The sequence below is a fragment of the Thiomicrorhabdus sp. ZW0627 genome, from assembly GCF_029767005.1.
Lineage (GTDB): Bacteria > Pseudomonadota > Gammaproteobacteria > Thiomicrospirales > Thiomicrospiraceae > Thiomicrorhabdus.
Window position 1 is genome coordinate 1 of the sequence record NZ_JARUQR010000005.1, and the last position, 23423, is coordinate 23423.

Below are 23423 nucleotides of genomic sequence, written 5' to 3' on the forward strand. Positions count from 1 at the left end.
CTACGCTTCTTAGGATATACAACACGAGGAAAATGCCCAAGGCCAAAGAAGCGACCAGAATAACCCCAACGACCCATTGTGTTTGACCGGCAATCTTAAGTCCTTCAGCACCACTGTCTTGCGCCAGCTTCTTCTGGTAATCGACCAGTTCTCGTAACGCCTTGCGCTGTGCTAAGCGTCTCTCACGATTTTCAGGAGCCACTACAGCTTTAGCCGCGGATTCCAGGTCACCATTCTGAACACTCTGCATAATCATATTATTGGCTTCCACCAAATTCACATTGGCGGCAACCAAATCTGCAAGCAGCTTTTTACCTTGTTCGGATGTAATAGACTCTTTCAAATAGTTTCGTAAGTCAGCGTTTTCCTTACGGTATTCGGCAATACGATCCAATAGTTTCTGTCTTTCCGCCGCATCCGTTTGAATCAGGTATTCACGAATATTCTGCTGGATACGCGTTTCGAAAATGATGATTCGTTCAACAGCAATCAGTTTCGGCAAACGGTCGTTCACCACCAGATCCTGCGATGCGGATAGTCGTTTTGTTTCCCACAGTGCGGCTCCGCCTAAAATAGCCGTGAGCACCAACATCAGCGCGAAAGACAAAATCAGCTTGGTACGTATTGTCATAATTTCTCCTCAGATAGCAGACAAATAAGCAAGTAAGCATTCAACGTTAAATTTTTTCATCATAAAAATTGGCCAATCGAATGAAAAAACAAATGGAACAAATTACGCCATTTCAGATGCAAAAGTTTTCTTACTTAATTAAAACTATTACGTATGTAAGTGTTTTTTAATAAAAACAGGACATTTGTCCGAAACGCCATTCTACCTGAAACACCTCAATTCATCACTGAAACAAGAGAAATAATTCAATAGAAGTTTCCATTTTGATTTTGTGTATTAAGTTGTGAAATAGAGAACTTCAGCACGAACGGCTGAACATTTTCCGGTTTCCGCGTTGATCGATTGCACCCGCCAGACGTTCGACACCATGAATATAGGCAGCTGTCCTTAAACTGCATTGATGACGGTTGGAAAGATCGAAAACGAGATTTGCTTCTCGACTCATGATTTTTTGAAGCTTTTCAAGTACTTCTTGCTCTTCCCAATAGAAACCGGCTTTGTTTTGAACCCACTCAAAATAACTGACCGTCACCCCACCGGAATTTGCCAACACGTCGGGAATAACAGCAATTCCCTTCTCTTCCATCAGCTCATCCGCTTGGGGCGTGACCGGACCATTAGCGATTTCCAACACAACATCGGCTTGTACATTGCACGCATTCAACTGAGTGATCTGGTTTTCCAAAGCCGCCAACACCAATACATCCACATTCAAAGCCAACAACTCTTCATTAGTAATCTGCTCGTATTCCAGCTTGTTACACACAGATGCCTCGCAATATACGGACGCCAGTTCACTGTTTTCCACCTTAAACTGATAAACATCGGTCACGTTCAAGACCTTAGGGTCATAAATACCGCCTTTTGAATCGGAAACCGCAACAACTCGATACCCCATCGTATTCGCCAAACGGGCAAAGTGATAACCGGCATTACCAAACCCTTGAATCGCGATTGTCTTCTGCCCGACATTCCAACCGTGGTGCTGTGCATACTCATTCAACACAAACAAAGCACCCTGCCCGGTAGCTGCTTCACGACCTTGAGAACCGTTCAGATGCAACGGTTTACCCGTGATGATGGTCGGCTCCTGACGTCGAGCGATGACCGAATACTCGTCAGCCATCCACCCCATGATCGTCGAATTGGTATAGACATCGGGAGCCGGAATATCTCGATTGCCGCCTAGCACATCTGCAAACGCGCGTATATAACCTCGAGACAACCGTTCAATTTCCAACAAGGAAAGTTCTTTCGGATTGACCGTCACCCCGCCTTTCGCACCCCCAAAAGGCAAGCCGGCAACCGCACATTTGACCGTCATCCAGAAACTCAGGGAAGTGACCTCATCCATATTCACTCTCGGGTGATAACGAATTCCGCCCTTGGTTGGGCCTCGGGTATCGTCGTATTGCACGCGATAACCGGTAAAGACACGTAAACTGCCATCGTCCATCCGGACCGGAATATTGGCAACAATCGAACGTTTGGGAACGGAAAGGCGGGTAAAGACTTCTTCATCAACATCGATAAAATTAAAAACGGGTTCAAGACGCTGCTTTGCGATTTCGAACATAAATCACCTTTGATTAATAGACGGAATGCTTTATGGATTATTGAATTTTAATAAGTGTAAACAGGAAACTCTTGATCAAGGTTGTCCGGGTGCCAAACGACAACCGGACAGAAAACACGTGCATGAAATCAGGAATTCATCTCACCCCGGTTGAAGGCGTGAATCAAGGAGGCGTACAACCCGATTGTCAGTAACCCCAACACCCACCAATAAAAACCTTCGGGCAGAATGAACTCGATGGTAACGTCGCTGAACACCCAGCCGACGAATTCAACCAGCCCCAAGGCCAGTGCGAAACACACCAATAGATAACCTGAATAAACCGTGAGCTTGTAGGCCATGCTTAATTGAGACCATTCAACACCGTTTACCGTAATGATACTTGCGCCGCAAGCCGGGCAAGCCTTTGCAGAGGTGGCGACCTTACCGTCACACTCGGGACAATCGATTAAAGACATAACCAAACCCTCTCTACTCAACTTATTTCTAAAACCGCAACCGACACTCCCAAATGTATTTTTAACACTAAAACATACGGTTACGCACAATTAAAAAGAAAAATAAGTAAAAACAACACTAGTGAGTTATTTAAGCACAAATAACAACCAAGTGAAATTTAAATGTCCAAATGACCAGGCCTAGCCTCTATCATTTATATTTATATTTATATTTATATTTATATTTATATTTATCTTTATATTTATATTTATATTTATATTTATCTTTATATTTATATTTATATTTATATTTATCTTTATATTTATATTTATATTTATATTTATATTTATATCTCTATCTCGCCAGCCATGTACTGAACGGCTTTACCTGCAATAAATACTCGATTACCAGCCAACTCGCAAAACAACTCCCCGCCTCTTTTTGAGAGTTGTTTTACATGATGCTTATTTCTTCCTAAAACAGCAGACCAATAAGGGACTAATTGTGTGTAGGCCGAACCTGTTACTGGGTCTTCGCTAATTCCATATTTAGGGGCGAAAAACCGAGAAACAAAATCAAAACGATCTGACGTTGAAGTAATAATCACGCCACGCAAATCAAGCATGTTTAATTTTTGGATATCTGGTTTTGCAGAAGACACTTCATCTTCGGAGCCAAACACCACAATATAATCATCTGATTTCAAACACTCGATCGGCTGACTATTGAACGCCTGCTTAATAGCTTCCGGCACTTCACACTCAACCGGCTCTTGGCTAGGAAAATCCATAACCAACAATTCTTCATCCCTGCTAACTTTTAATTCGCCGGATTTTGAATTGAAGACAATCTCTTCTTCTTTATGCTCAAGAATATTAAAAATGACATAGGCTGATGCCAAGGTTGCATGACCACACAAGTCAACTTCCGCAACAGGCGTAAACCAACGAATATCAAAGCCTTGTTGAGTTTTAACAAAAAACGCCGTTTCGGATAGATTGTTTTCTTCAGCGATTGATTGCATGACCGAATCAGGAAGCCATTCTTTCAAAGGACAGACCGCAGCCGGATTTCCTTCAAAGGCTTTTTCAGCAAATGCATCAATTTGATAAATAGGGAGTTTCATATTCGAGCCAGACCTTACAAAGCTATTGTTTGCTAAAATTTTAAGAAACGAAAAAAGAAATTATTTTTACCATTATTAGTCAACATGTTAGGTGAATATTTGCACCTAGCTTTTACGGTATTTAAATATCAGAAAAATAATAATTAACTGCAAAAGTGATGTAAGCAATAGGCCTATAATTGATTGAAGCTCAAAGTACTTTTCAGTGTAAATATAAAGAGAAACGTTGCCTAAAGCAAAAGCCCCCCAAGCCAAAGCGGAAACACCATCTGAAGTTTTTGTTTTTAGCAAATGAAGCAACTGAATAACCGTTGCTGTTGGAAATATAATTGCAGGGATATATCCGATAATTTCGATGAAATTCAACTCATTTTCTCCATTCACTAACGTTCGGCATAACCGGCAGCAAAAAATGGCGCGACAAGGAAGCGACGCTTTTTACTGTCCGCATTAATGGCATTGTTATGCATTTTTCACTTTCTCGTTATCAAGCTATTGATCGACAACGACCGTCCGTCAAAACTAAGCCATATCGGTTTGCCATCCTTCGTTGCCTCAATATGCAAGTGTGGCTCAAGTGTATTTCCTGAATTACCGATTTCAGCCAAAGGTTGTCCCATGGTCACGATACTCCCCGGCACTACCTTAATGCTGTCTCGCCTCAAGTGAGCCATTAATATATCTCCCATGAGACACTGTAGCACAATGTAATTGCCTTCAGGATGCTCCGTATCAGGGTTTCCGGGTGGATTGTCCGGCAAGTTGTCACGAACCTCTAAAATAGTTCCCTGGCATGGACTATAAAGTTTCTCACCAAAGATTTGGTAGGCACTCAACACTCGCGGAGCTAAATCGTCTGCCTGATTGCCAAGTGAGTTGAGCTTAACGATGTCTATGGCCTGCTCGGTGTGGGCCAGCGCGTGAAAAGGATTCGTAACAATACTGTCGCCACCTTGTAGTACGTAATAGGTGCCTGATTTGAGTGGAAATGTTACGTCAAGCGTTTTTCCAGAAGGATAATACGACGTAATGGCCAGGCTATTCAGTACAGTAAAAAGAAGAACAATCAATACAGAGGCAACAGAAATTCGATCATCGCGCGTTCGAGAATAAGGGCTACTGCGCTTCATTCGGAAATATGAGAAAACGACGGTTAAGGCGAACAGCCCTAAAAAAACGTACCGCAAGTAATAACTCGTGTAGGCCCAAGGCCCCGTTACAAAAGCGAAGGCGACGATGCTCCCGCAAGCCAATACCCACGCTGCCCAATTCGGCCAACTGCGATGCTGAAGGCGGAGTAGCCATATTAGAGCGAGCCCGGACAGAAGTAATGGGTAAACCCCGAATACAATGGGAAGACTTTCACTCATAGCTCTGACTCAGAAATGCATAAAGACACGAAAGTTGCCAAAAGCACCCGCGTGTTTTTGCTCAACTTGATACGCTTGTTATGCAGCTCCATAACCTCGCGCCATCAATACAGCCAACAATGGTAACAACAATAGTAGTACCACCTCTAATCGCACAATATATATTATGTGTTTAGGAACCAATATTTCTTGCACATTAAGCCTACGACTTTTCAAAAAGAACAGTGTCGGTAAGATTGACAGCAAGGCAATCAATACAAACAACCCTACTTTAGCGTGAAATACTACGTTGCTTGTATAAAATTGACTGGGCTTACCGACAGCAAACCACAAAAGCAAACCTGCTGTGAGAGTGACTATTGCGCTTAAACCATAGAGAGAATCGATGATAGCCAACTTACCCACTACCTCTCTTTTCAGGATTTTTGATAAAAGAACATTTTCAATAGCAAGCATTGAAGCTAGAAAAATGATACCTAGAAAATGTGCATACCTTACTAACAACTCTTCCATGATCTACTATTCCTGCTCTGATTAATGCGTCGACAAGATCTTTGTTAACTAAAGTCACAAATCCTAACTTGGCTTTATTACGTATGTCAATTTGTTATAAACAATGGGGTTTTATTATTTTCGAAATGGCATTTAGAGGCGTATAAGAGCCCTAAAAATAACTCTTATGGTACTATTCCAATAGAGACTTTATAATGGCTCGATCTTATTTTATTGGAGTGCAGTCATGCATGCGCAAACCAAGCAAACAAAAACCTCTCTGACTTTTAGCCTAATATTTGCAAGCCTTATTGCACTTGTCCCTACTTATGTTTTTTCAGATACACTCCGAATCGCCACTGACGAATGGTGTCCTTACGATTGCATCGCAAGTCAAAACCAAGGCAAGGTCGGATATTTGGGTGATTTACTGGTGGAAACCATGAAAGAAAGAGGCCATAAGGTCGAGTTCGTTGAGGTTTCTTACTCTCGTGGATTGCAACTGGTAAGAGAAGGCAAACTTGACGGTACCATGGCCTGCTTTCGTGAAGAAGCTCCGGACTTCGTGTTTCCTGACTTTGCCTTAGGCAAAAGCAACAGTACCTTTTTCAGCCGTAAAGACTCAAACTGGCGCTACACAGGAAAAGACTCGCTTGAACAGGCCAAAATGATCGGCATTATTAAAGGGTATGACTATGTTGACCCGATCGTCATGGACTATATTAATCAAAATCCAAAAAACGTCCTTGCCATCACCGGCGAAAAGCCTTTGGAAAGATTGCTTGAAATGCTTATCAATGGCCGCCTGACCGCAGTTATCGAAGACAAAAGCGTATTGGAATACAAGGCCAAGCAAATGGGCAAGTCTGACCAGGTAAAAGTCTCCGGCACCACCAGCGTGGTCATTGATGTTTACAGCAGTTTCTCGCCTAAAAACCCTAAATCCGCAGAGTATGCCAAAATCCTGTCTGAAGAAACTCTTAAAATGCGAAAAGACGGTCGTTTAAACAAATTGTTGGAACGTTATGGCATTCAAGACTGGCAAACCCAATAAACTATGATTTGTTAAATGCGAGCTTTATTAAACCGTTATCGCCAATCTATCGCGCTGCATCTATTGCTCGTTATCTTTGGCTTTTATTTTTTGGTGGCGGTTCTCGTCACGGTGGTTCAGCTTTACAAAGAGTACGAAAACACCAAAAAAGAGTTTTATGAAGAAATTCAAACCTTGCCTGCCACCTTTGGCAAGGGAATTTCCGATTCGGTTTGGACCTATAATCAAGAGTTACTGCAATCGATACTACAAGGCATGTACAACCTTCCCATCGTGGTGGGTGTAAAAATCGAATCTCTTGACCACAAAATGGATTTTCAAATCGGTGCGGTGCTTAATGAGCAAAACCAAGTCAATTATTATGACTCAAAAGGCCAACCCACAGAACAAAAACTCTTCGGTTTGGGTGCTAAATCACTTTTCGATCACGAATTTCCTATTCAATATCAAGGGCCGGCATTTAAAGACGATATTCCCTTGGGAAAGGTAACCCTTTATTCAAATGACCGACTGGTCTTTGAACGAGTCAAATACGGCTTCTTTCTTATATTGATTAACTCCTTAATCAAAACTTTCGCACTTTGGTTTATCATTTATTTCTTTATCAAAAAATACCTAGGGCGACCTCTAGAAGAATTTACCCACAAAATTCGCCAGCAAAACACACAATCCCCGCGACCGATCGACTTGGCTATTCACTGGACAGATAAAAATGAACTGCTCATTTTAAAAGACAGTTACAACCAAATGATTCAGCGATTAAACGAGCACCGGCAAGAATTGCTAGAACTTAACCAAGCACTGGATGAAAAGGTTAAAGCTCGGACACATGACTTAGAGCTTGCCAAAGAAAGCGCCGAGAAATTAGCTTATAGCGATCCACTCACTCAACTCAATAACCGCCGTGCTTTTTTTGATTATAGCCAACGGCTACTGCATCTGGCTTTCCGGCAACAAAATCCGCTGAGTTTGATTATGCTCGATATCGATAATTTTAAAAAACTTAATGACACTTATGGCCATGCTTTGGGAGACCAGGCCCTGAAAGCTTTTGCAGACACGCTTAAAAACAACCTTCGCTCGACAGATATCATCGGCCGGTTAGGAGGAGAAGAATTTGCTGTGCTTTTGCCTAATACTAGAGAAGCTGCTGCGGTTAATATTGCTCAAACCCTTCGCCAAAAGATCAGTCAAATCGAACTAAAACAAGAGCAGTTGTCAATTCAGTTTACCGCCAGTTTAGGGGTCGTTGAAAGTAAACTGGAAAACACGAATATAGACTCGTTGCTTGCACAAGCCGACAAGGCTCTTTATGTTTCAAAAAATCAAGGGCGTAATCAAGTCACTTCGTATTCAGAAGTATCAGCCAGCTCATCAAAATGAGTGATATTGGCTAATCAATCTAAAGAATTCAGTTTTACAGAAACCAAAAAATCTTGAGAGTCGTTTTAATACTTAAAATAATTTAAAACTTTTAACTGAAGAGTAAAAGAAAATAGTCTTTTAAAAGAAAGATGCTTAGGAAAATGGGGCGAATGACGGGGATCGAACCCGCGACAACAGGAATCACAATCCTGAAACACCCTTTTTCCGCCTTTGTAATAAAACCAAATCCATCCAAAATTTGTCATTAAATTTCAATAAGTTACATTCATAACAAACTTTAATCAAAACTAACCTCCTGCACCCAACTTTAATCTTTTGTGGGGCACAGCGGGGGCACGGCATATTCTGGAGGATTTGAATGAAAGGAAAAATATCTAAATCAACTTTACAATTGTTTTCCAAAAACTCAACTGTGGGTGAGCGATTCAATGACACTGAACAAAAAGGCTTTCATGCCAGAAAGTTAAAAACGGGCCTAGGGCTCTATTACAGATACATATCTCCAACAGGCGGTAGAAAAACCATACCTTTAGGAAGTTTTCCTGGACTTCCAATCGAAAAAGCTCGAGCAATCCTTTCAGACTATATTGGGCGCATCGCTGCCGGCGAAGATATTTCTGAAACCATTGCTCAAAAAAAACAAACTCACGCCAATACTGCAGAAGCGTACTTAAAAGAAATCTATGATTCTGTTTTAGCCAAGAAAGGTGATGGGAAAAATATGCGTGCAGATTTATTTAACCATTTTCCTGAATTATTGAAGAAACCAATGTCCAGCCTAACTCCAAGGATGATGCTTCATTGGCAAAAAACAAAAGAAAACGAAAACTTAAATCCTCAAACAATTAAAAAAGTTTTCTCTTACTTCAATGCCATGCTAAACCACGCCGCAGAAAAAGGCGGAGTGATCGATGAAAACCCAATCAAAAAATTTAAGCTCGAAGTTCGAAACGCCACGCCCGAAGAAGAAACCCTTCTCCGTTTGAAGAGAAATTATTTAGATTTGGAGCAAACCCAGCAATTTTTCGACGCCCTAGATAAATATCAAGAAGAAAAACGGGTTCAGAGAACGAACAGTCGAAATCATGGAAAGCCACATTTACCTGATTTGACCCAAGTAACTTACGTAGACTACGTTAAACCCACAATGCTTTTACTCTACTACACAGGCCTTAGACCAGGTGATGCATTAACATTAAAATGGGAGGAGGTTAATCTAAAATTCAAGCGATTGACCAAGGTAATCAATAAAACTAGACACAAGAAACCTAACCCAACACCAATTCCTCTTTCAGACGCGGCTGTCAACATTCTTCAAATATGGCACAAGCAAAATGGCAGCCCTAAATTCGGTTATGTTTTCCCCAATCCCTGCACTGGACTTCCATATAAAAAACTCTACAAACCTTGGGAAAAGATCAAGTCTCTGTCAGACCTTCCAAGCGAGTTAGATAATTACACGCTTCGCCATAACTTTATAAGTCATTTAGTAATGAATGGCGCAAACCTTTTAAGCATTGCAAAACTTGCTGCAACGAGCGTAGAAATGATTGAACAATACTATGGACACCTACAACCTGACTTACAAGTAAAGTACGTAAACCAATTTGCCAGCATGATGGAATTAAATTTCCAAGAAAACATTCAAATACTTTGAATGCAATCTAAAAACCCTGTTTAACCATATTTTTTATGGCCAAAAAGCCAGACATTTTTGCCTGGTTTTTTAAGAATACTGAGCTACACTAAACACCAATCCACACTAAACATTAATTAGCTATTTTAATAAAATGTAATTTCCGCACACCATTACTCACATCTTTTCCCTCTTACATAATTTTCAGTCTAGTACAACAAGTAAAGAACAAAACAAGCTTCCCAATTTTTTTAATTGGCATACAAGCGCACTGATTTTTCTTAATTGGCATACAAGCTTACAAAAATTCTTTAATTAGCATACAAGCTTACAAAGTTTATTAATTGGAATATAAGCATGCTTATCTGCCAATTTATATATAGGAAATAAGAGGGATAAATTTTTGTTCAACGAATTGACTAAATACTGAAGTGAACCGCCACCCATTTTAGCTATTAGCAAACAAGCAGCAGGTCGAAGTTAGTAATTAGAAAACAAGCTAGCTTAATTACTAATTTAATTAATAGGAAAAAAGCAGGCGAAACTTGTTAAAAACAATTAACAAATAAATTCAGACTACTCTGGTGTGCCATCAATAAACGCTTTGTATATACAAGACCTAACTCTTCAAAATTGCAGGCTTTTCATTAATGGCACCTACCACACCATCACGACATGGCAATTTTTCGATGAACAGATAGCCATAGATCAACTCTTTCATCTTTTCCTAACCCAAGCACTCATCAGAACAAGTTCACCCAACCTCGACCATCTCCTGCCCTTTGTAGCACCGTTAAAAGTGCACAGTTAACTACACGTATATTCCCAGGCAGAATAACTCTATAAAGATGAAGAATTTCTTAAGACTAGATTAAACTCGATATTCACTTTAAGACTACTGGCTTACCACCAGAAAAATTACATCATGCCTTGGAAAATGGGCTCACTGGGGGCCTTATTTATCGAATCCTAAACACCAATCAGTGGCATCAAAAGGAGAAAGAAAACCTTTATTGAGCAATAAAAGCAAAAGCCCCGATAAACGGGGCTTTTAGAACCTTGAGAGACCTCTTCAATATTCCCAAACCGTGCTAGGAACCATTTCTGGCGGGTAGGACGCACATCTGATAAACAGACCTCAAACAGAACGTCTTAGGTTAATTATATCTGTATCTAAACAGACATGCAAAGAAGCAATAAAAATTATAGATACTAAAAAGCCCTGATTAACAGGGCTTTTGTTTCTTACGTGTTCCACTTGTTTATAGCGGTTCGACCAGCAACCAACGACTAGGTGGGGCATCAACCCATCTTGCAATGTTCGTCTGATTGATGTCTAACGAGTTGAATTATAACCTAGTAATTAAACACATATCCAGCCTGACATTTACTCTTTAATACCAAGTCAGCTTCTTAACTAGATTTTTCTCTATTGTCTTGTTTTAGTTGAAAATATGCACTCCAACACATCAAAATCCCTAGCAACAAAAAAATGGAAGCGTAAAACGCTACAGTTCGAGAAGGGTTTTCTTGAAGTTTATTCAATTCATCCTTTGAACAACTAATATTTGGAGTAAATGCCAATGCTCCGGAATATAGGCCTATATTTTTGTAATGCAAAATACCATGGAAGCACATCAGATTCTCAGCTGAAACCTCAGAAAGCCCATAAGCCAAAGCAACTTTTTGTGTAATCTGATCGTGCTTTTTAACCGCTTCATTTGCCTGAATCAACAATGTGATTCCTGAAGCGATCGTAATAATCAACGCATAAATAAATGCCAAAAAAGGGCCGACTTTCGTCCCTTGAACCATCGTCTCTAAAGTTTGCATGTCAGTTCACCTTAATTTGTTGTTATTAAAGATCAACTACAGGGTAAGCCGATAACAAACCTACAATCCAGGTTCAATTAACAACTCTGTCGAGATTGATCTTTTAAACTAATCCTAGCTTTCATAGATCATCCTGTAAAGCAAAAATACAATCATAACCAATTGTTTTTATTATAAATTCTTAACGAGAGCTGAAAACTAAACTACAGCTCTCACCGTGATCTATTTTTCTTCATCTGAATTCTTTAATTATGTAATTTAAAGACCAATCCCATACTTACATGATAGCGTTCGCACCACAACCTGCTAAGACCAAAAACAAATTAAAACTCTAACAACCTATTCTTTCCTATCGACCATAAAAGCCTAACGAACACCACGTTTTTCATGGCGTTAAAAGCAAAAACATGTTCTTCGGATTGCTACCATAAACCTGTCTAAATTCAAGCATCTAAAGCATTCAATTTCGAAAAGTTAAAATCAAACAAAGGATAAAAAAGACGTCATGACCTCCCCCCACCTATTAACAAAAAATCAAAAAAGCTGCCTCTCTTGGAAAGAAATCATTTTATTGATAAATAAATCATCCTGGCCTTTTGAAATCGAGGATGAAAATCAATTTGAACAACATACGCTTTTTGGTATCAGTTGTGGCGGGTTACCACCAAATACAAAGATCAAGGTTCGTTGCACCAAAAATCGAATTAATTCAAATGAACTTTGCGGACAAGTTGTAAAGCATAAACTATCAAATATTAAATACGCACTAAAACACAACGATTTTCTCCTGTGTCAAGGTCCCTGCGACTCTAAAAAGAAAGGCAAAGCCTTTAGAAAAACACTTGCTGAAATAGAAAAAAAATTACATGAGAAACGAAAAGGAACATGGCGGATCGACCCCAAATACACATTAATAAAAGCATCAGGAAACAATTGGTTCCAACATCAATGTGGCAACTCGGTTTTTCGAAACTTTTATAAGTTGATAGATTATCCATTACAAAATAACTTACCTAGAGATACGAACCTAGACTGCCCTTACTGCTCATGGTCGTCGGCACGCCAATGTGTAAATAACGATATAAATCAATATGCGATATATATTAATGTCATCAGCCAGGGTCGACTAGAACTCATTTCTAAACAATTTCCCTCCTCGGATGAAAGTTTAAAATTCGAGTGTCAGATATGTGGTGCACCATTCATTGGCTCAGAGGATGGAATTAAGAAAAAGGTCTGCTGCGGTTGTCCTAAATGCACGAAAGAAAAAATCCACTCGCAGCGTGCATGGAGTTATGAAGAAGCTAAAATACTTGTAAGAAGAAGAGGATACGAGTTGCTAAATGATCCAGGCGACTATATCTCTAAAACTGAGATGCATTCCATCAATGGTGGGAATTTAAGGTATTCAAGCATAATAGACTTATTAAAAGAAATGCCGGCCGCAACAATCGTTTGTCAAAAAGTCGATCCGGTTAATACACTAAAAAATCATGGAAAACCTTATTCCCCAGAAGATGAAATTCAATTAAAAAGGTTGCTGGCCGAGAAAAACTATTACTACAAAGAAATTGCCTATTTAATGGGAAGAACAGTAGGAAGTATTAAGATAAAAACACGTCACCTTGGTCTTCGAAATGATGATCGAACGCATATAAATAGGCTTTTCAACGTAAAAGATACTGCTTTTCAGATAATAAACAAAGAATCTGCTTTTTTCGCAGGGTTGTTGGCGGCAGATGGATGCTTTGACCGCCGAACTAATCGACATCAAATATCCATTGAGCTAAAGGCAATAGATGAAGATTTATTACTAAACTTTATGAGGTTCATCGAACTTAAGAATGATGTCAAATACCGTACCATGACGAATGTAAACGGAAGAGGAGTCTACGCAGCCATATCATTTTCATCAGAAGAGATAATAAATGATTTAAATCGAAACTTTCATGTAAATGAAAGTAAAACCTTTGAGCTGTCCCCGCCTGACTTTTCGAATGTTGAAGTTTCATGGGCGTATGCCGCAGGAATTCTTGCAGGCGATGGCCATTTCAAAATTAACTGGAAAAAAAACGAACCTAAAATACACTTCATTTCTGCCTCAAACAAAAGTGTGGATTGGCTTGAAAAATTATTTCTCAAAGAGATTGAATCAGTAAGCAAACAAACTTACGAAGGAAAGTACTCACAACACTACACCTTAACAATCACTGGGAAAAAAGTTATTAAGATAGCTAACATACTCAAGAACTATGATTTCGGCATGGAGCGAAAATGGAACATCTTAAGAAAAATGGTAGAGATGAATATCAACTAATGACACAATTTGCCAGCCTTACTACTCCTGAAACTACCCATTTACATACCAACAAAAAATAAAGACATGTAAACATAAATGAAATAGAATTATCGGTATAGCACCCCAGAAAGTAACTAGCCAATAACATAGCAGGCTACTGAAATCTGGGGCTTTTTCATTATTACATGTACCCCTCTCAGAAAATAGACCAACATTTTGTAATGCAAAATTCCTTGGAAACATAAAAGATTTTCAACTGAAGTCGTAGAAAGACTACCTCGCTACCTAATTTTTTTCGAAATCTTAAATAGCCTAGTAACATAAGAAGGTGACTAATCTTCAATCTGCCGCAAGAAAAGGTAAGATATAAATATGTTTTTATAACGACATGTAATTATGCTTTCAAAACCCCTTTACTTAAGCTTGGTAAGCAAGATCAAAATTGGTAAATCCCTGCCAGACTCTGTGTATCTCCATCAGGACTACTTTGACGAACTTCCAAACGAATTAAAACGCTTTATAACAGGGTTATCAGAAGCAATTAGTTTGCAGTCAACGGATTGGGAAGTAATCAAGTTATTCAAATCTGCCTTTAAAGTTTCTTTTCTAAGTTATCCTGACTTTTATTCAGATCCATACCCTGAACTAAAAAAATCAATAACAGTCGATCTTGAATCTTTAAAAACTAAAGAAACAAACTACGAAAGCTCACTAAATCCCCCAATACTTCATAGAAAAGAGCTTTTCATCCCTCCGACTAACCCGTATTTTAAAGAGTTTCGTGAGATCACTCTCGAAGGCGAAGAAATTGGTCTATACAAGAACACTAATAAAATCGGGTTTAAACAAGGTTGGCTAAAAACTATTGAAGAGCATGGATATCAACTTGAGAATGGTGAACTAACACAATTGTCACCTGAAGAATTTAACAGTCACGCTGAATTAACTACAAGTATTGATCGGCATAAAACAGCCTTAACAAGATACGAATTCTCACTCCCCCTAAAAAAATTGTTTCAATACGATCAGATTAATGAAAATACAACTTTTTTTGACTATGGCTGTGGGAAAGGAAGTGACCTTTATCTTCTTGAACAAGCGGGAATTGAAAGCTCAGGGTGGGATCCGGCTTTCAAACCTGACTCACAAAAAACAAAATCAGATGTTGTTAACCTAGGCTTTGTTCTAAATGTTATTGAAGATTATCAGGAACGAGTTGAAGCCCTTCTCAACGCATGGGAATTAACTCAAAAAATTCTCTGTGTCTCTGTCATGGTGACTAGTGATAACTACATCAATCAATTTGAACCATACAAAGATGGCGTTATTACTTCTAGAAATACCTTTCAAAAGTATTACTCACAAAAAGAGCTAAGAACCTTTTTAGAAGAATACTTAATGACCGATGCTTATGCTGTTGCACCTGGGGTATTTTTCATCTTCAAAAACCAAGAAGATGCAATAAACTTTGAGCAATCAAGTATTAAACGCACTCATAACTGGCAACACCTAAAAGTTCCTAGGATTACACAACAAGATCTTCATTTAAAACTACTAAACGAAAATAATGAATTGTTTGATTCTTTATGGCAACGCTGTTTAGAACTAGGAAGACCTGTCAAAACCTCAGAGTTCAGCAAAGAGAATGACTTAGTAGGCGCAACTGGCTCTTTAAAAAAAGCACTAAATATTCTTTTCCAATTTTCTGAAATGGACGATTTGAAAAAAGCTGAAGAGATGCGAAAAGAAGATCTTATTTACTTTTTTGCCATGAGTCTCTTTCAAAAGAGAAAAGACAGAAAAATTACTAACTCAGAACTATTAAATGACATTAAATATTTTTTCGGTAATAAAACAACTGCTGAAAATGAGGCAAAAGATTATCTTTATCAATTAGTAGAAACTGACAACATCACTAATGCTGCAAATGGTATTTTAAATTCTAGTATTCCCCATTTTTATAATACTGACCACTCAATCATATTCCATAAAAGATTTATTAACGACATTCCTCTTTTACTTCGATTATATGTTGGGTGTGCCACTATTTTATATGGTGGATTAGATGAAATTGATTTGGTTAAAATTCATTTTAAATCAGGTAAAGTAAGCTTTATGGGTTACGATGAATTCTATAATTCCCTCCTTCCTACTCTTAGAGAAAGAATTAAAGTTAATCTCTGGAATCAAAAAGTGGATTACTTCGACTATATAATTGAAGACAAAAGACCGATACTCTTTGATTCATCAGTATTTTTAAGCAAAGATCATGCATACTTTAAAAAGAAGCAATCCTTTGAAAAACGTCTAAAATCAATAATTCCTCATATAAATCAAAACATTAACCTAAATAAAGAAGCGCTAGATGAGCTATTACGGGAATGCGGCTACGAACTCAAAGGTTCAAAGTTTTTTAAAATCTGAAGTCCTAATTGATATAATCTAACTCACTGGTCAACTTCTCCAGAGAGATTATAAATATATGCTTCAACAAGGCACTACTACGCGTTTTTCCGGACATGAAACATTTCCATTACGTCATGGATGGCTTTATAAAGGCCTTCACTACCTTAACAATGGAAATGAACTCAAAAATACAAATACCGAAGATGCAGTTCGAGCTGTTACCTATCTTGGCATAGGGAAAAACATGGTCTCTTCATTAAGGTATTGGCTTGAGATGCTGGAATTAGTCAAATTCGCAAAAGACTCGACAGAGATCTCTAAACTAGCAAAACGACTAGTTTTAGATAATGACGCCTGGGACCCTTATCTAGAAAAGCCTGGGAGCATCTGGTTACTTCACTGGCAACTATGCAAAAATTACAAACAACTATCCGCGTTAAGGTGGTTTTTCAATTACTCTTCGACGCAATCTTTTACAAAAGAAAGCTTACTTGAACTCTTAAAAAGCGATCTTGAATCTCTTTCAGACAATCAACAGTCCTCTATAAAAACGATTGAAAAAGACATCGATTGCTTATTAAACGCCTACATAAACAAAGTTGGTAGCCTTAAAAGCGTTTCTGAAGATAGTTTTTCGTCTCCCTTTATTGAGCTAAATCTTATTGTAAATTCGACAAACAAAACATCTTTTTCAACTTTAGATAAGAGATCAAACTTACCTATAGAAGTTTTCGCTTATGCATTAGTAGACTTTTGGCAGACACATTTTAGTTCTTCAAAAACCATTTCTTATGATCAAATTCTTAAGGCTCAAGGAAGTCCTGGAAAGATTTTTAGACTATCTCAAGACGGCCTAAACGAACTTTTAGATAAATTAAGTATTTTTACAAACAAAGCTATTGATTGGACTGACACAATGGGTCTTAGACAAATTAAATGCGACACCATTGAATCAATTAAACCTATCGATTTTCTTGAGAGCTACTACAAGTAAGAGATTAGTATGCGATTATCAGACATATACAGTATTAAGCCTAGATATAGCCGTTCAACAAGGATAGACACCGACTTTAATGCGGATGCGTTTGAAGGTTTATTATTTCACGCAACTGCAGAAAATACACTGACTACTTTAAGTCATGAATTTCAAGCAAACAGAAAAGCATTCACAATCACAGGACCTTATGGCTCTGGAAAATCGACGGTAGCTTTATTACTTTCTGGCCTACTAAGCAATGATGCAACAATATTAAAATTAACAGAATCAATCATAGGTTCTGATCTGTTTCAAAATTACCGTAAGAGCTTCAATACGAGTAAAAAAGGCTATTTAGTTATTAGGGCTCTAGGCGGTCTATCAAACCCTATTGAGATGCTTACTAATAGTGTTATTGCTGCACTAAAAGAACAATCTTTAAAGAACGAAATAAAATGGGTAAAAACATTAGATATTGAGTCTGAAGATCAATTCATTGATTTTTATGAAACACTTCACGACAAACTAAAAGATAAAGTAGACGGCATTCTCTTAATTCATGATGAACTTGGTAAGACACTTGAGCATATTAACCGTGAAAATGGTGATTTACATTTATTCCAAGATTTAAGTGAACGTATATCTAGATATGCTATTCCCTCCATTTATATCGGTCTTTTGCACCAAGGGTTCAGTGAATATGCAAAAGATAAAACCTCTAAGACAAGAGCCGAGTGGGCAAAGATACAAGGTCGATTTGTAGATTTACTTTACCAGGTATCAACCGACGAAATTATGTCCTTGATTTCTGAATCAATCGCAACAGTTTCGACAAAACCATCTAAAGCCGCTTCGTCAATCGTTCAAAGCTCCGACGAGATAATTGCCTCTTATGCTCGAGAAGATTTGAAAAGTAGTAACACCTTTAGAAAAAACATAGCTAAACTAGGTGCTCTTCACCCTTATGTCGCTTCTTTACTAGGAGTCATTTCGAGAAGACAATTTTCTCAAAATGAACGTTCAATATTCTCATTTTTAGGTTCAATGGAGCCAAACAGTCTAAGAAACTTTTTAGAAGAGCACGACCTTGATTATACTTCACCGTACCTGCTATCAAACTTATGGGATTTCCTAGAGTACAACCTTGAATTTCACATTTTACCTAGTGAAGACGGAAAACAGTGGAGCGAAGCAAAGGATGCAATTAACAGAGCTCATCTAAAATGCACATCAAAGCATGCAGTTCCTTTGTTAAAAACGATTGCTTTGATCAATTTATTTGGAAATGCAGCTCACCTCTTCGCAACAAAAACTACTCTGCTTTTAGCTCACTTAGGGCTTGATCATGAAGACTTTGAAAAAGCTTTAGAAGAACTAAACGAGCATTCATTAGTTAGCTTTAGATCTCATATTAATTCATATGTTATCTTTGCTGGAAGTGATATTGATGTTCCCAGTTTAATTGCTGAATATTTACCAAATATTCAGGAAACTGAATGGCTAAACATCATAGAAGAAGAACTTCAAAAAAACCTTATCATAGCCAAAAGACATTACCATGAAACAGGGACTTTACACTGGCTAGATGTTAGGCTAGCAAAAAACGCTCTAGAACTGGAGGCTTTAACAAACTGTTGGACTTCTCGAAATAACAGTAGTGCTGCATTTATTTTATTGCTCGATCGTAGTTTATACGAGCAAGCAGTAGCTAAAAATACAACTTTATCTCACTTTTATGCGTTTGGATTGATACAGAATTATCACATCCTTGCTGAAAGCGCTAAAGAGCTTGTGGCTTTAGCCACAATCATGAAAAAAGAAGAAGCAAACTTAGCTCACGACCCTATTGCAAAGTCTCTTATTAATGACAGGAAGACTATTGCTCAAAAAAACCTTCAAGATCAATTAAATTCATGTTTAATTAATGCCGAATGGTTTGGCAAAAACAGTCATAACCTTACAGAAATAGCATCTATCGTCATTGACGAGTTATATTCAAAATCACTACATATAAACAACGAAATTATTAATCGACAAAAACCTTCTGGCACTGCAATCACAGCAAGGAGAAAGTTGATTGACATGATGATCGATCCCGATTGTTTTTGTGAAGAAAACTTAGGTTTTGATGACAAATTCCCTCCAGAAAAAGCCATCTACCTGACATGCATTAAGGCTCTTGGTATTCATCAAAAAATTAATGATGAATATGGTTTTTCAGAACCAACGGATGAAGCCACCCAAGTTTTGTTTAATGATACTTTAGAGCTTTTAAAAAAATCTGAAGGCATTTCATCTATCAACGACATCTATATGGCTTGGTCTCAAGCTCCTTATGGAGTGACAGACGGTGTTTTTCCACTACTAGTAACCGCTTTTATAATGGTCTACCAAGATAAACTGGCATTGTATGATTTTGATAGTACCCAAAAGTTTGTGTTTGTTCCTGAAGCCGACGACATTATTACTACCAAGATAATTAAAAAGCCCGAACATGTTGGCTTAAGATATACGGAATCAGCCACAATCCAACCGTATCTTTTGAAACGTTTAGCTGAAATTGAAACTGGCACATCTGATCATCAGGCTAATGTATTATCGGTCGCAAGGTCTTTAGTCACCTTTGTTCACGCACTTCCCCACTGGACTAAAAACACTCTAAACCTAACTAAGAACGCAATTAGCTTCCGCAATGAAGCACTTAGAGCCTCCGACCCCCATAAATTCATATTTGAAGATTTACCGAAAATCTTTAAATGTGATGAAACAACGTCGCCTGATTTGCTTAAAGATGAAATTGAAAATGTGGTTAATGAATTGAAGGAAGCCTACCCTTCATTACTATTAACATTTAAAGAAGCAATTAAAGAGCGGTTAGGTGAATTTGACGAAAACTTTAAAGAGCGCTGCAAAAAAGTAGCTGAAACCTCTTCAGATTTCCGGCTAAAGGGCTTTGCTGAACGCTGCTTATCTGCAAATGATGAAAATACCCAATGGACAGAATCAGTTATATCTCTTCTAAGTAAATCATCAAACTCTCAGTGGACGGACTCCAAAATCGAGCTTGCTAGAGAATCCCTCCTCTCATTCAGCAGAAGATTTTTTCAAATCCTTAAAATGTATGATCTCGATAGAGGTGATGACTTAATGACCGTCTCTTTAGTCTCAGAACAGTCAGGAAAACAGTCGGAAAGCATGATTAATATTAGACTCGATAAAACTGAAATTGATCCTGCGACTAAGAATAATGTGGAAGCAGCCCTTTCAAATCTTCAGCAAGATGAGAGAATATGGCTATTAAGCAATTTACTTCAAGAACAGATAGAACAAACAAATTAAAAATTTGAGAAGAAAGAATGTCTGAAAAAAAGCAAAAACATGTACTTGGTCTCTCTGGCGGTAAAGACAGTGCTGCATTAGCTGTTTATATGCGCGACAACTACCCAGAAATAGATATTGATTACTTCTTTACTGATACAGGTAAAGAATTGCCAGAGGTATATGATTTTTTAAATGACCTTGAAGCATATCTTGGAAAAGAAATTCTCAGAATTGATGAAGGTAAAGATTTTGACTACTTGCTAACTAATGAGTTCAATGACTTCCTTCCTTCACCACAACAGCGCTGGTGTACTATTCAAATGAAACTCGTTCCGTTTGAAAAGTGGGTACAAAAATTTTTAGATGAAGGATACGAAATCATCAGTTATGTTGCAATACGTGCAGATGAACCAACCCGTGAAGGATACATACCTACACATGACTTCTTAAAAGTCAAAATGCCTTTCGCTGAAGACGGACTTATAAAGAAAAACATCGAAGACATCCTTGAAAGCTCAGGGCTTGGTTTACCAAAATATTATGAGTGGCGCTCAAGATCTGGCTGTACCTTTTGTTTTTTTCAACGAAAAATCGAATGGGTTAGGTTAAAAGAGCGGTACCCAGATTTATTCGAAGATGCTAAAAGATACGAAAAACAAATAGGACAAACACCTTCAGGAAAATCTTATTTCTGGATGGGCCAGGACACGCCTTTAGAAACTTTAGAAGATCCTAAACGAATACAAGAGATAAAAGATGATCACGAGAAGCAAATGGCTCGTTATAAAAAACGCATGCGAAGAAACTCCCTAATTGATATTGAAGTGATTGATACTAAAGTCATGGATGAAATTTACGATCAAGAGGAAGGTGGTGGTGCCTGCATCACCTGCTACAAATAATGCTGTATCTAGATTATGCTGCCTCTACGCCCGTATACCCTGAAGTAGTTGAAGAAATGCGATACTGGTTTGAAGAAGGCTTTGCCAATCCTTCTTCAAACCATACTATGGGGCTTGAGGCTAAAAAAGTAATTGATGAAGCAAGAGAATTTATCGCAGATGAAATTGGATGTTACCCATCTGAGATCATCTTCACCTCTGGGGCTACAGAAGCTAACAATCTTGCATTGAAAGGATACTGCCTTGCTAATCAAGACAAGGGCAAGCATATCATTACTTCTTCTATTGAGCACAAATGCGTTTTAAATACTTGTGCATACCTAGAAACCCAAGGCTTTAAGGTAACATACCTGCCCGTAAAACCATCTGGCCATGTTGATCCTCTAGACGTCAAAAATGCAATACGCCCAGATACAATTTTATGTTCAATAATGACTGCAAATAACGAACTGGGTACTGTACAACCAATTCAAGAGATTGGAAAAATTTGTTTTGATACCGGCGTTAAATTTCATACTGACGCTGCGCAGGCAGTTGGAAAAATGGACATCGATATTGATGAAATGAATTTGGACTTTTTATCAATGTCAGCACATAAATTTAATGGACCAAAAGGTATAGGTGCTCTTTTTATTCGAGATGCAAAAACAGCAAAATTGATTCCTGTCATACATGGAGCTGGTCAAGAACTAAGCTTAAGAGGAGGAAGCTTACCGACTCCGTTAATTGTTGGAATGCATAAAAGTCTTCAGTACTTTAAGTCGGATTTTATTAAGCAAGTCAAAAATAAGGAACATGAGAAAAAATTTAAAGAAACTTTAAATATTTTTGACCAAAGAGACTTCGTAATAAATGGTACCCAACCTAAACTACCTAACATATACAACCTTAGCTTCAAAAACCTAGATGTAAACAATTTCATAAGAGAGAACTTTGATCAAATAGCCCTTTCACAAGGTTCAGCATGCTCTTCGAAAGAAGTTAAAGCATCACATGTATTAAAATCAATAGGAATAAAAGAAAAATTAATAATTAACAATTCGTTAAGAATTAGCTTTTAAAGCTAATGATGAAATTAATTCTTTTTAATTAAAACTTGAGAATGATTTGGTCTTTCAATCAATATCTCATCTTCTAATAACACTTCAATGTAACTCATAAGATTTTGCTGCAATTGCTTAACATCTTTTCTGTATACCCTAGGATCCTCTATTAACGCGTCATGAATTTCTTTCGTGAGAAAACCAAAACGAATTTCTGTATGAGCTTCAAACAACCTCATTAGCCACTTATAAATTTTCAATGATTTAAAGACTTTTCTAGCTTCAGCACTTCTATCATCATTAAGTAAGCTGTCAACTAAGGTAAACTTACAATTTTTTGAACCATTTTTATTAATTGGATTAGGTGGTAAATCACTAACAAACAAATCACTAACCGGTTCATTTGTTAGCTCTAACGGCCAATTCAATACCTTATCAACACGGACATATGTCTTTTTAAATTCCGATAGAAAGTTTTCAAACGCCTCTATCATACTTAAATCAAGAGAAATTGAACTTTCTTTTAATGCATCAATAAATCTCAAACTTTTTGCATCTGCACTTAATCTTGTGTTTGCTTCGATATTTCCATCTACATACAACATCAAACCTCTAGATGTTAAATTGGAACTACCAACAATTAATTCACTTCTATCAAACGAAAAAATTTTAGCATGAAGGTTTTCATTAAACGCTAACTCCCAACCATAACTTACTATTTTTTTAAGCGCTGAAATAGTTGTTGCACCATTCAGGAAGTCTTCAGGAAGAGCTCTAACTACCAATGAAACCGATGCCTGCTCAGAAATATTAGAAGCTAACCAATCGACTCCTGCATCTGTAATAAAAGCCGATGCAATAAATATATCATTAACATTAGTAATTTCTTTCTCTATGAAATGCCTTAACTCTTTACCATTATAAATAGACATAC

General features: G+C 37.8%; 18 protein-coding genes. 9 read left to right on the forward strand and 9 right to left on the reverse strand.

Annotated features, from left to right (window positions below; all coding sequences use genetic code 11):
- The 7 genes from QCB45_RS09645 to QCB45_RS09675 all read right to left on the reverse strand — a co-directional run.
- On the reverse strand, positions 1–631 hold a 631-nt coding region (locus QCB45_RS09645; RefSeq protein ID WP_279420765.1), incomplete at its 3' end, for an MCP four helix bundle domain-containing protein.
- A 298-nt stretch (positions 632–929) separates the two neighbouring features.
- Entirely contained in the window at positions 930–2207 is a 1278-nt protein-coding gene (locus QCB45_RS09650) for a Glu/Leu/Phe/Val dehydrogenase (RefSeq protein ID WP_279420766.1), read from the reverse strand.
- A 128-nt stretch (positions 2208–2335) separates the two neighbouring features.
- The gene (locus QCB45_RS09655) at positions 2336–2665 is read right to left on the reverse strand and encodes a hypothetical protein (RefSeq protein ID WP_279420767.1); all 330 of its coding nucleotides are present in this window, start codon (positions 2663–2665) and stop codon (positions 2336–2338) included.
- A gap of 326 nt (positions 2666–2991) precedes the next feature.
- Positions 2992–3771 (reverse strand): PhzF family phenazine biosynthesis protein, encoded by a 780-nt coding sequence (locus QCB45_RS09660; protein ID WP_279420768.1) that lies wholly within the window; start codon positions 3769–3771, stop codon positions 2992–2994.
- A gap of 105 nt (positions 3772–3876) precedes the next feature.
- On the reverse strand, positions 3877–4137 hold the full coding sequence (locus tag QCB45_RS09665) for a hypothetical protein (RefSeq protein WP_279420769.1): 261 nt from the start codon (positions 4135–4137) through the stop codon (positions 3877–3879).
- 107 nt (positions 4138–4244) lie between these two features.
- The gene (locus QCB45_RS09670; protein WP_279420770.1) at positions 4245–5141 is read right to left on the reverse strand and encodes a M23 family metallopeptidase; all 897 of its coding nucleotides are present in this window, start codon (positions 5139–5141) and stop codon (positions 4245–4247) included.
- 78 nt (positions 5142–5219) lie between these two features.
- Positions 5220–5654 (reverse strand): DUF2214 family protein, encoded by a 435-nt coding sequence (locus QCB45_RS09675; RefSeq protein ID WP_279420771.1) that lies wholly within the window; start codon positions 5652–5654, stop codon positions 5220–5222.
- A 226-nt stretch (positions 5655–5880) separates the two neighbouring features.
- Here QCB45_RS09675 and QCB45_RS09680 point away from each other — a divergent pair, with 226 nt between their 5' ends.
- The 3 genes from QCB45_RS09680 (at position 5881) to QCB45_RS09690 (ending at position 9730) form a co-directional block, all read left to right on the forward strand.
- On the forward strand, positions 5881–6687 hold the full coding sequence (locus QCB45_RS09680) for a transporter substrate-binding domain-containing protein (protein WP_279420772.1): 807 nt from the start codon (positions 5881–5883) through the stop codon (positions 6685–6687).
- Between the two features lie 15 nt (positions 6688–6702).
- Positions 6703–8070 carry a diguanylate cyclase gene (locus QCB45_RS09685; protein ID WP_279420773.1) on the forward strand — a complete coding sequence of 456 codons (1368 nt, stop codon included), beginning with the start codon at positions 6703–6705 and terminating at the stop codon, positions 8068–8070.
- A 361-nt stretch (positions 8071–8431) separates the two neighbouring features.
- Complete coding sequence (locus QCB45_RS09690; protein ID WP_279420774.1) at positions 8432–9730, forward strand: tyrosine-type recombinase/integrase; 1299 nt, start codon at positions 8432–8434, stop codon at positions 9728–9730.
- 1392 nt (positions 9731–11122) lie between these two features.
- Here QCB45_RS09690 and QCB45_RS09695 read toward each other — a convergent pair.
- The gene (locus QCB45_RS09695; protein WP_279420775.1) at positions 11123–11542 is read right to left on the reverse strand and encodes a hypothetical protein; all 420 of its coding nucleotides are present in this window, start codon (positions 11540–11542) and stop codon (positions 11123–11125) included.
- 505 nt (positions 11543–12047) lie between these two features.
- On the opposite strand from QCB45_RS09695, the gene QCB45_RS09700 reads away from it, so the two are divergent.
- The 6 genes from QCB45_RS09700 to QCB45_RS09725 all read left to right on the forward strand — a co-directional run bounded on the left by QCB45_RS09700 (position 12048) and on the right by QCB45_RS09725 (position 22507).
- The gene (locus tag QCB45_RS09700) at positions 12048–13859 is read left to right on the forward strand and encodes an LAGLIDADG family homing endonuclease (RefSeq protein ID WP_279420776.1); all 1812 of its coding nucleotides are present in this window, start codon (positions 12048–12050) and stop codon (positions 13857–13859) included.
- A 378-nt stretch (positions 13860–14237) separates the two neighbouring features.
- Positions 14238–16265 carry a DNA phosphorothioation-associated putative methyltransferase gene (locus tag QCB45_RS09705; protein ID WP_279420777.1) on the forward strand — a complete coding sequence of 676 codons (2028 nt, stop codon included), beginning with the start codon at positions 14238–14240 and terminating at the stop codon, positions 16263–16265.
- A gap of 58 nt (positions 16266–16323) precedes the next feature.
- Entirely contained in the window at positions 16324–17241 is a 918-nt protein-coding gene (locus QCB45_RS09710; protein ID WP_279420778.1) for a DUF4007 family protein, read from the forward strand.
- A 9-nt stretch (positions 17242–17250) separates the two neighbouring features.
- Positions 17251–20562, forward strand: a complete 3312-nt coding sequence (locus QCB45_RS09715; protein ID WP_279420779.1) for a hypothetical protein — start codon at positions 17251–17253, stop codon at positions 20560–20562.
- A 17-nt stretch (positions 20563–20579) separates the two neighbouring features.
- Positions 20580–21446 (forward strand): phosphoadenosine phosphosulfate reductase family protein, encoded by an 867-nt coding sequence (locus QCB45_RS09720; protein ID WP_279420780.1) that lies wholly within the window; start codon positions 20580–20582, stop codon positions 21444–21446.
- The gene (locus tag QCB45_RS09725; protein WP_279420781.1) at positions 21446–22507 is read left to right on the forward strand and encodes a cysteine desulfurase family protein; all 1062 of its coding nucleotides are present in this window, start codon (positions 21446–21448) and stop codon (positions 22505–22507) included. The genes QCB45_RS09720 and QCB45_RS09725 overlap by 1 nt, the downstream gene beginning before the upstream one ends.
- Positions 22508–22521: 14 nt before the next feature.
- Here QCB45_RS09725 and QCB45_RS09730 read toward each other — a convergent pair whose 3' ends face one another.
- Complete coding sequence (locus tag QCB45_RS09730) at positions 22522–23421, reverse strand: phospholipase D family protein (RefSeq protein ID WP_279420782.1); 900 nt, start codon at positions 23419–23421, stop codon at positions 22522–22524.
- Positions 23422–23423: the final 2 nt, after the last annotated feature.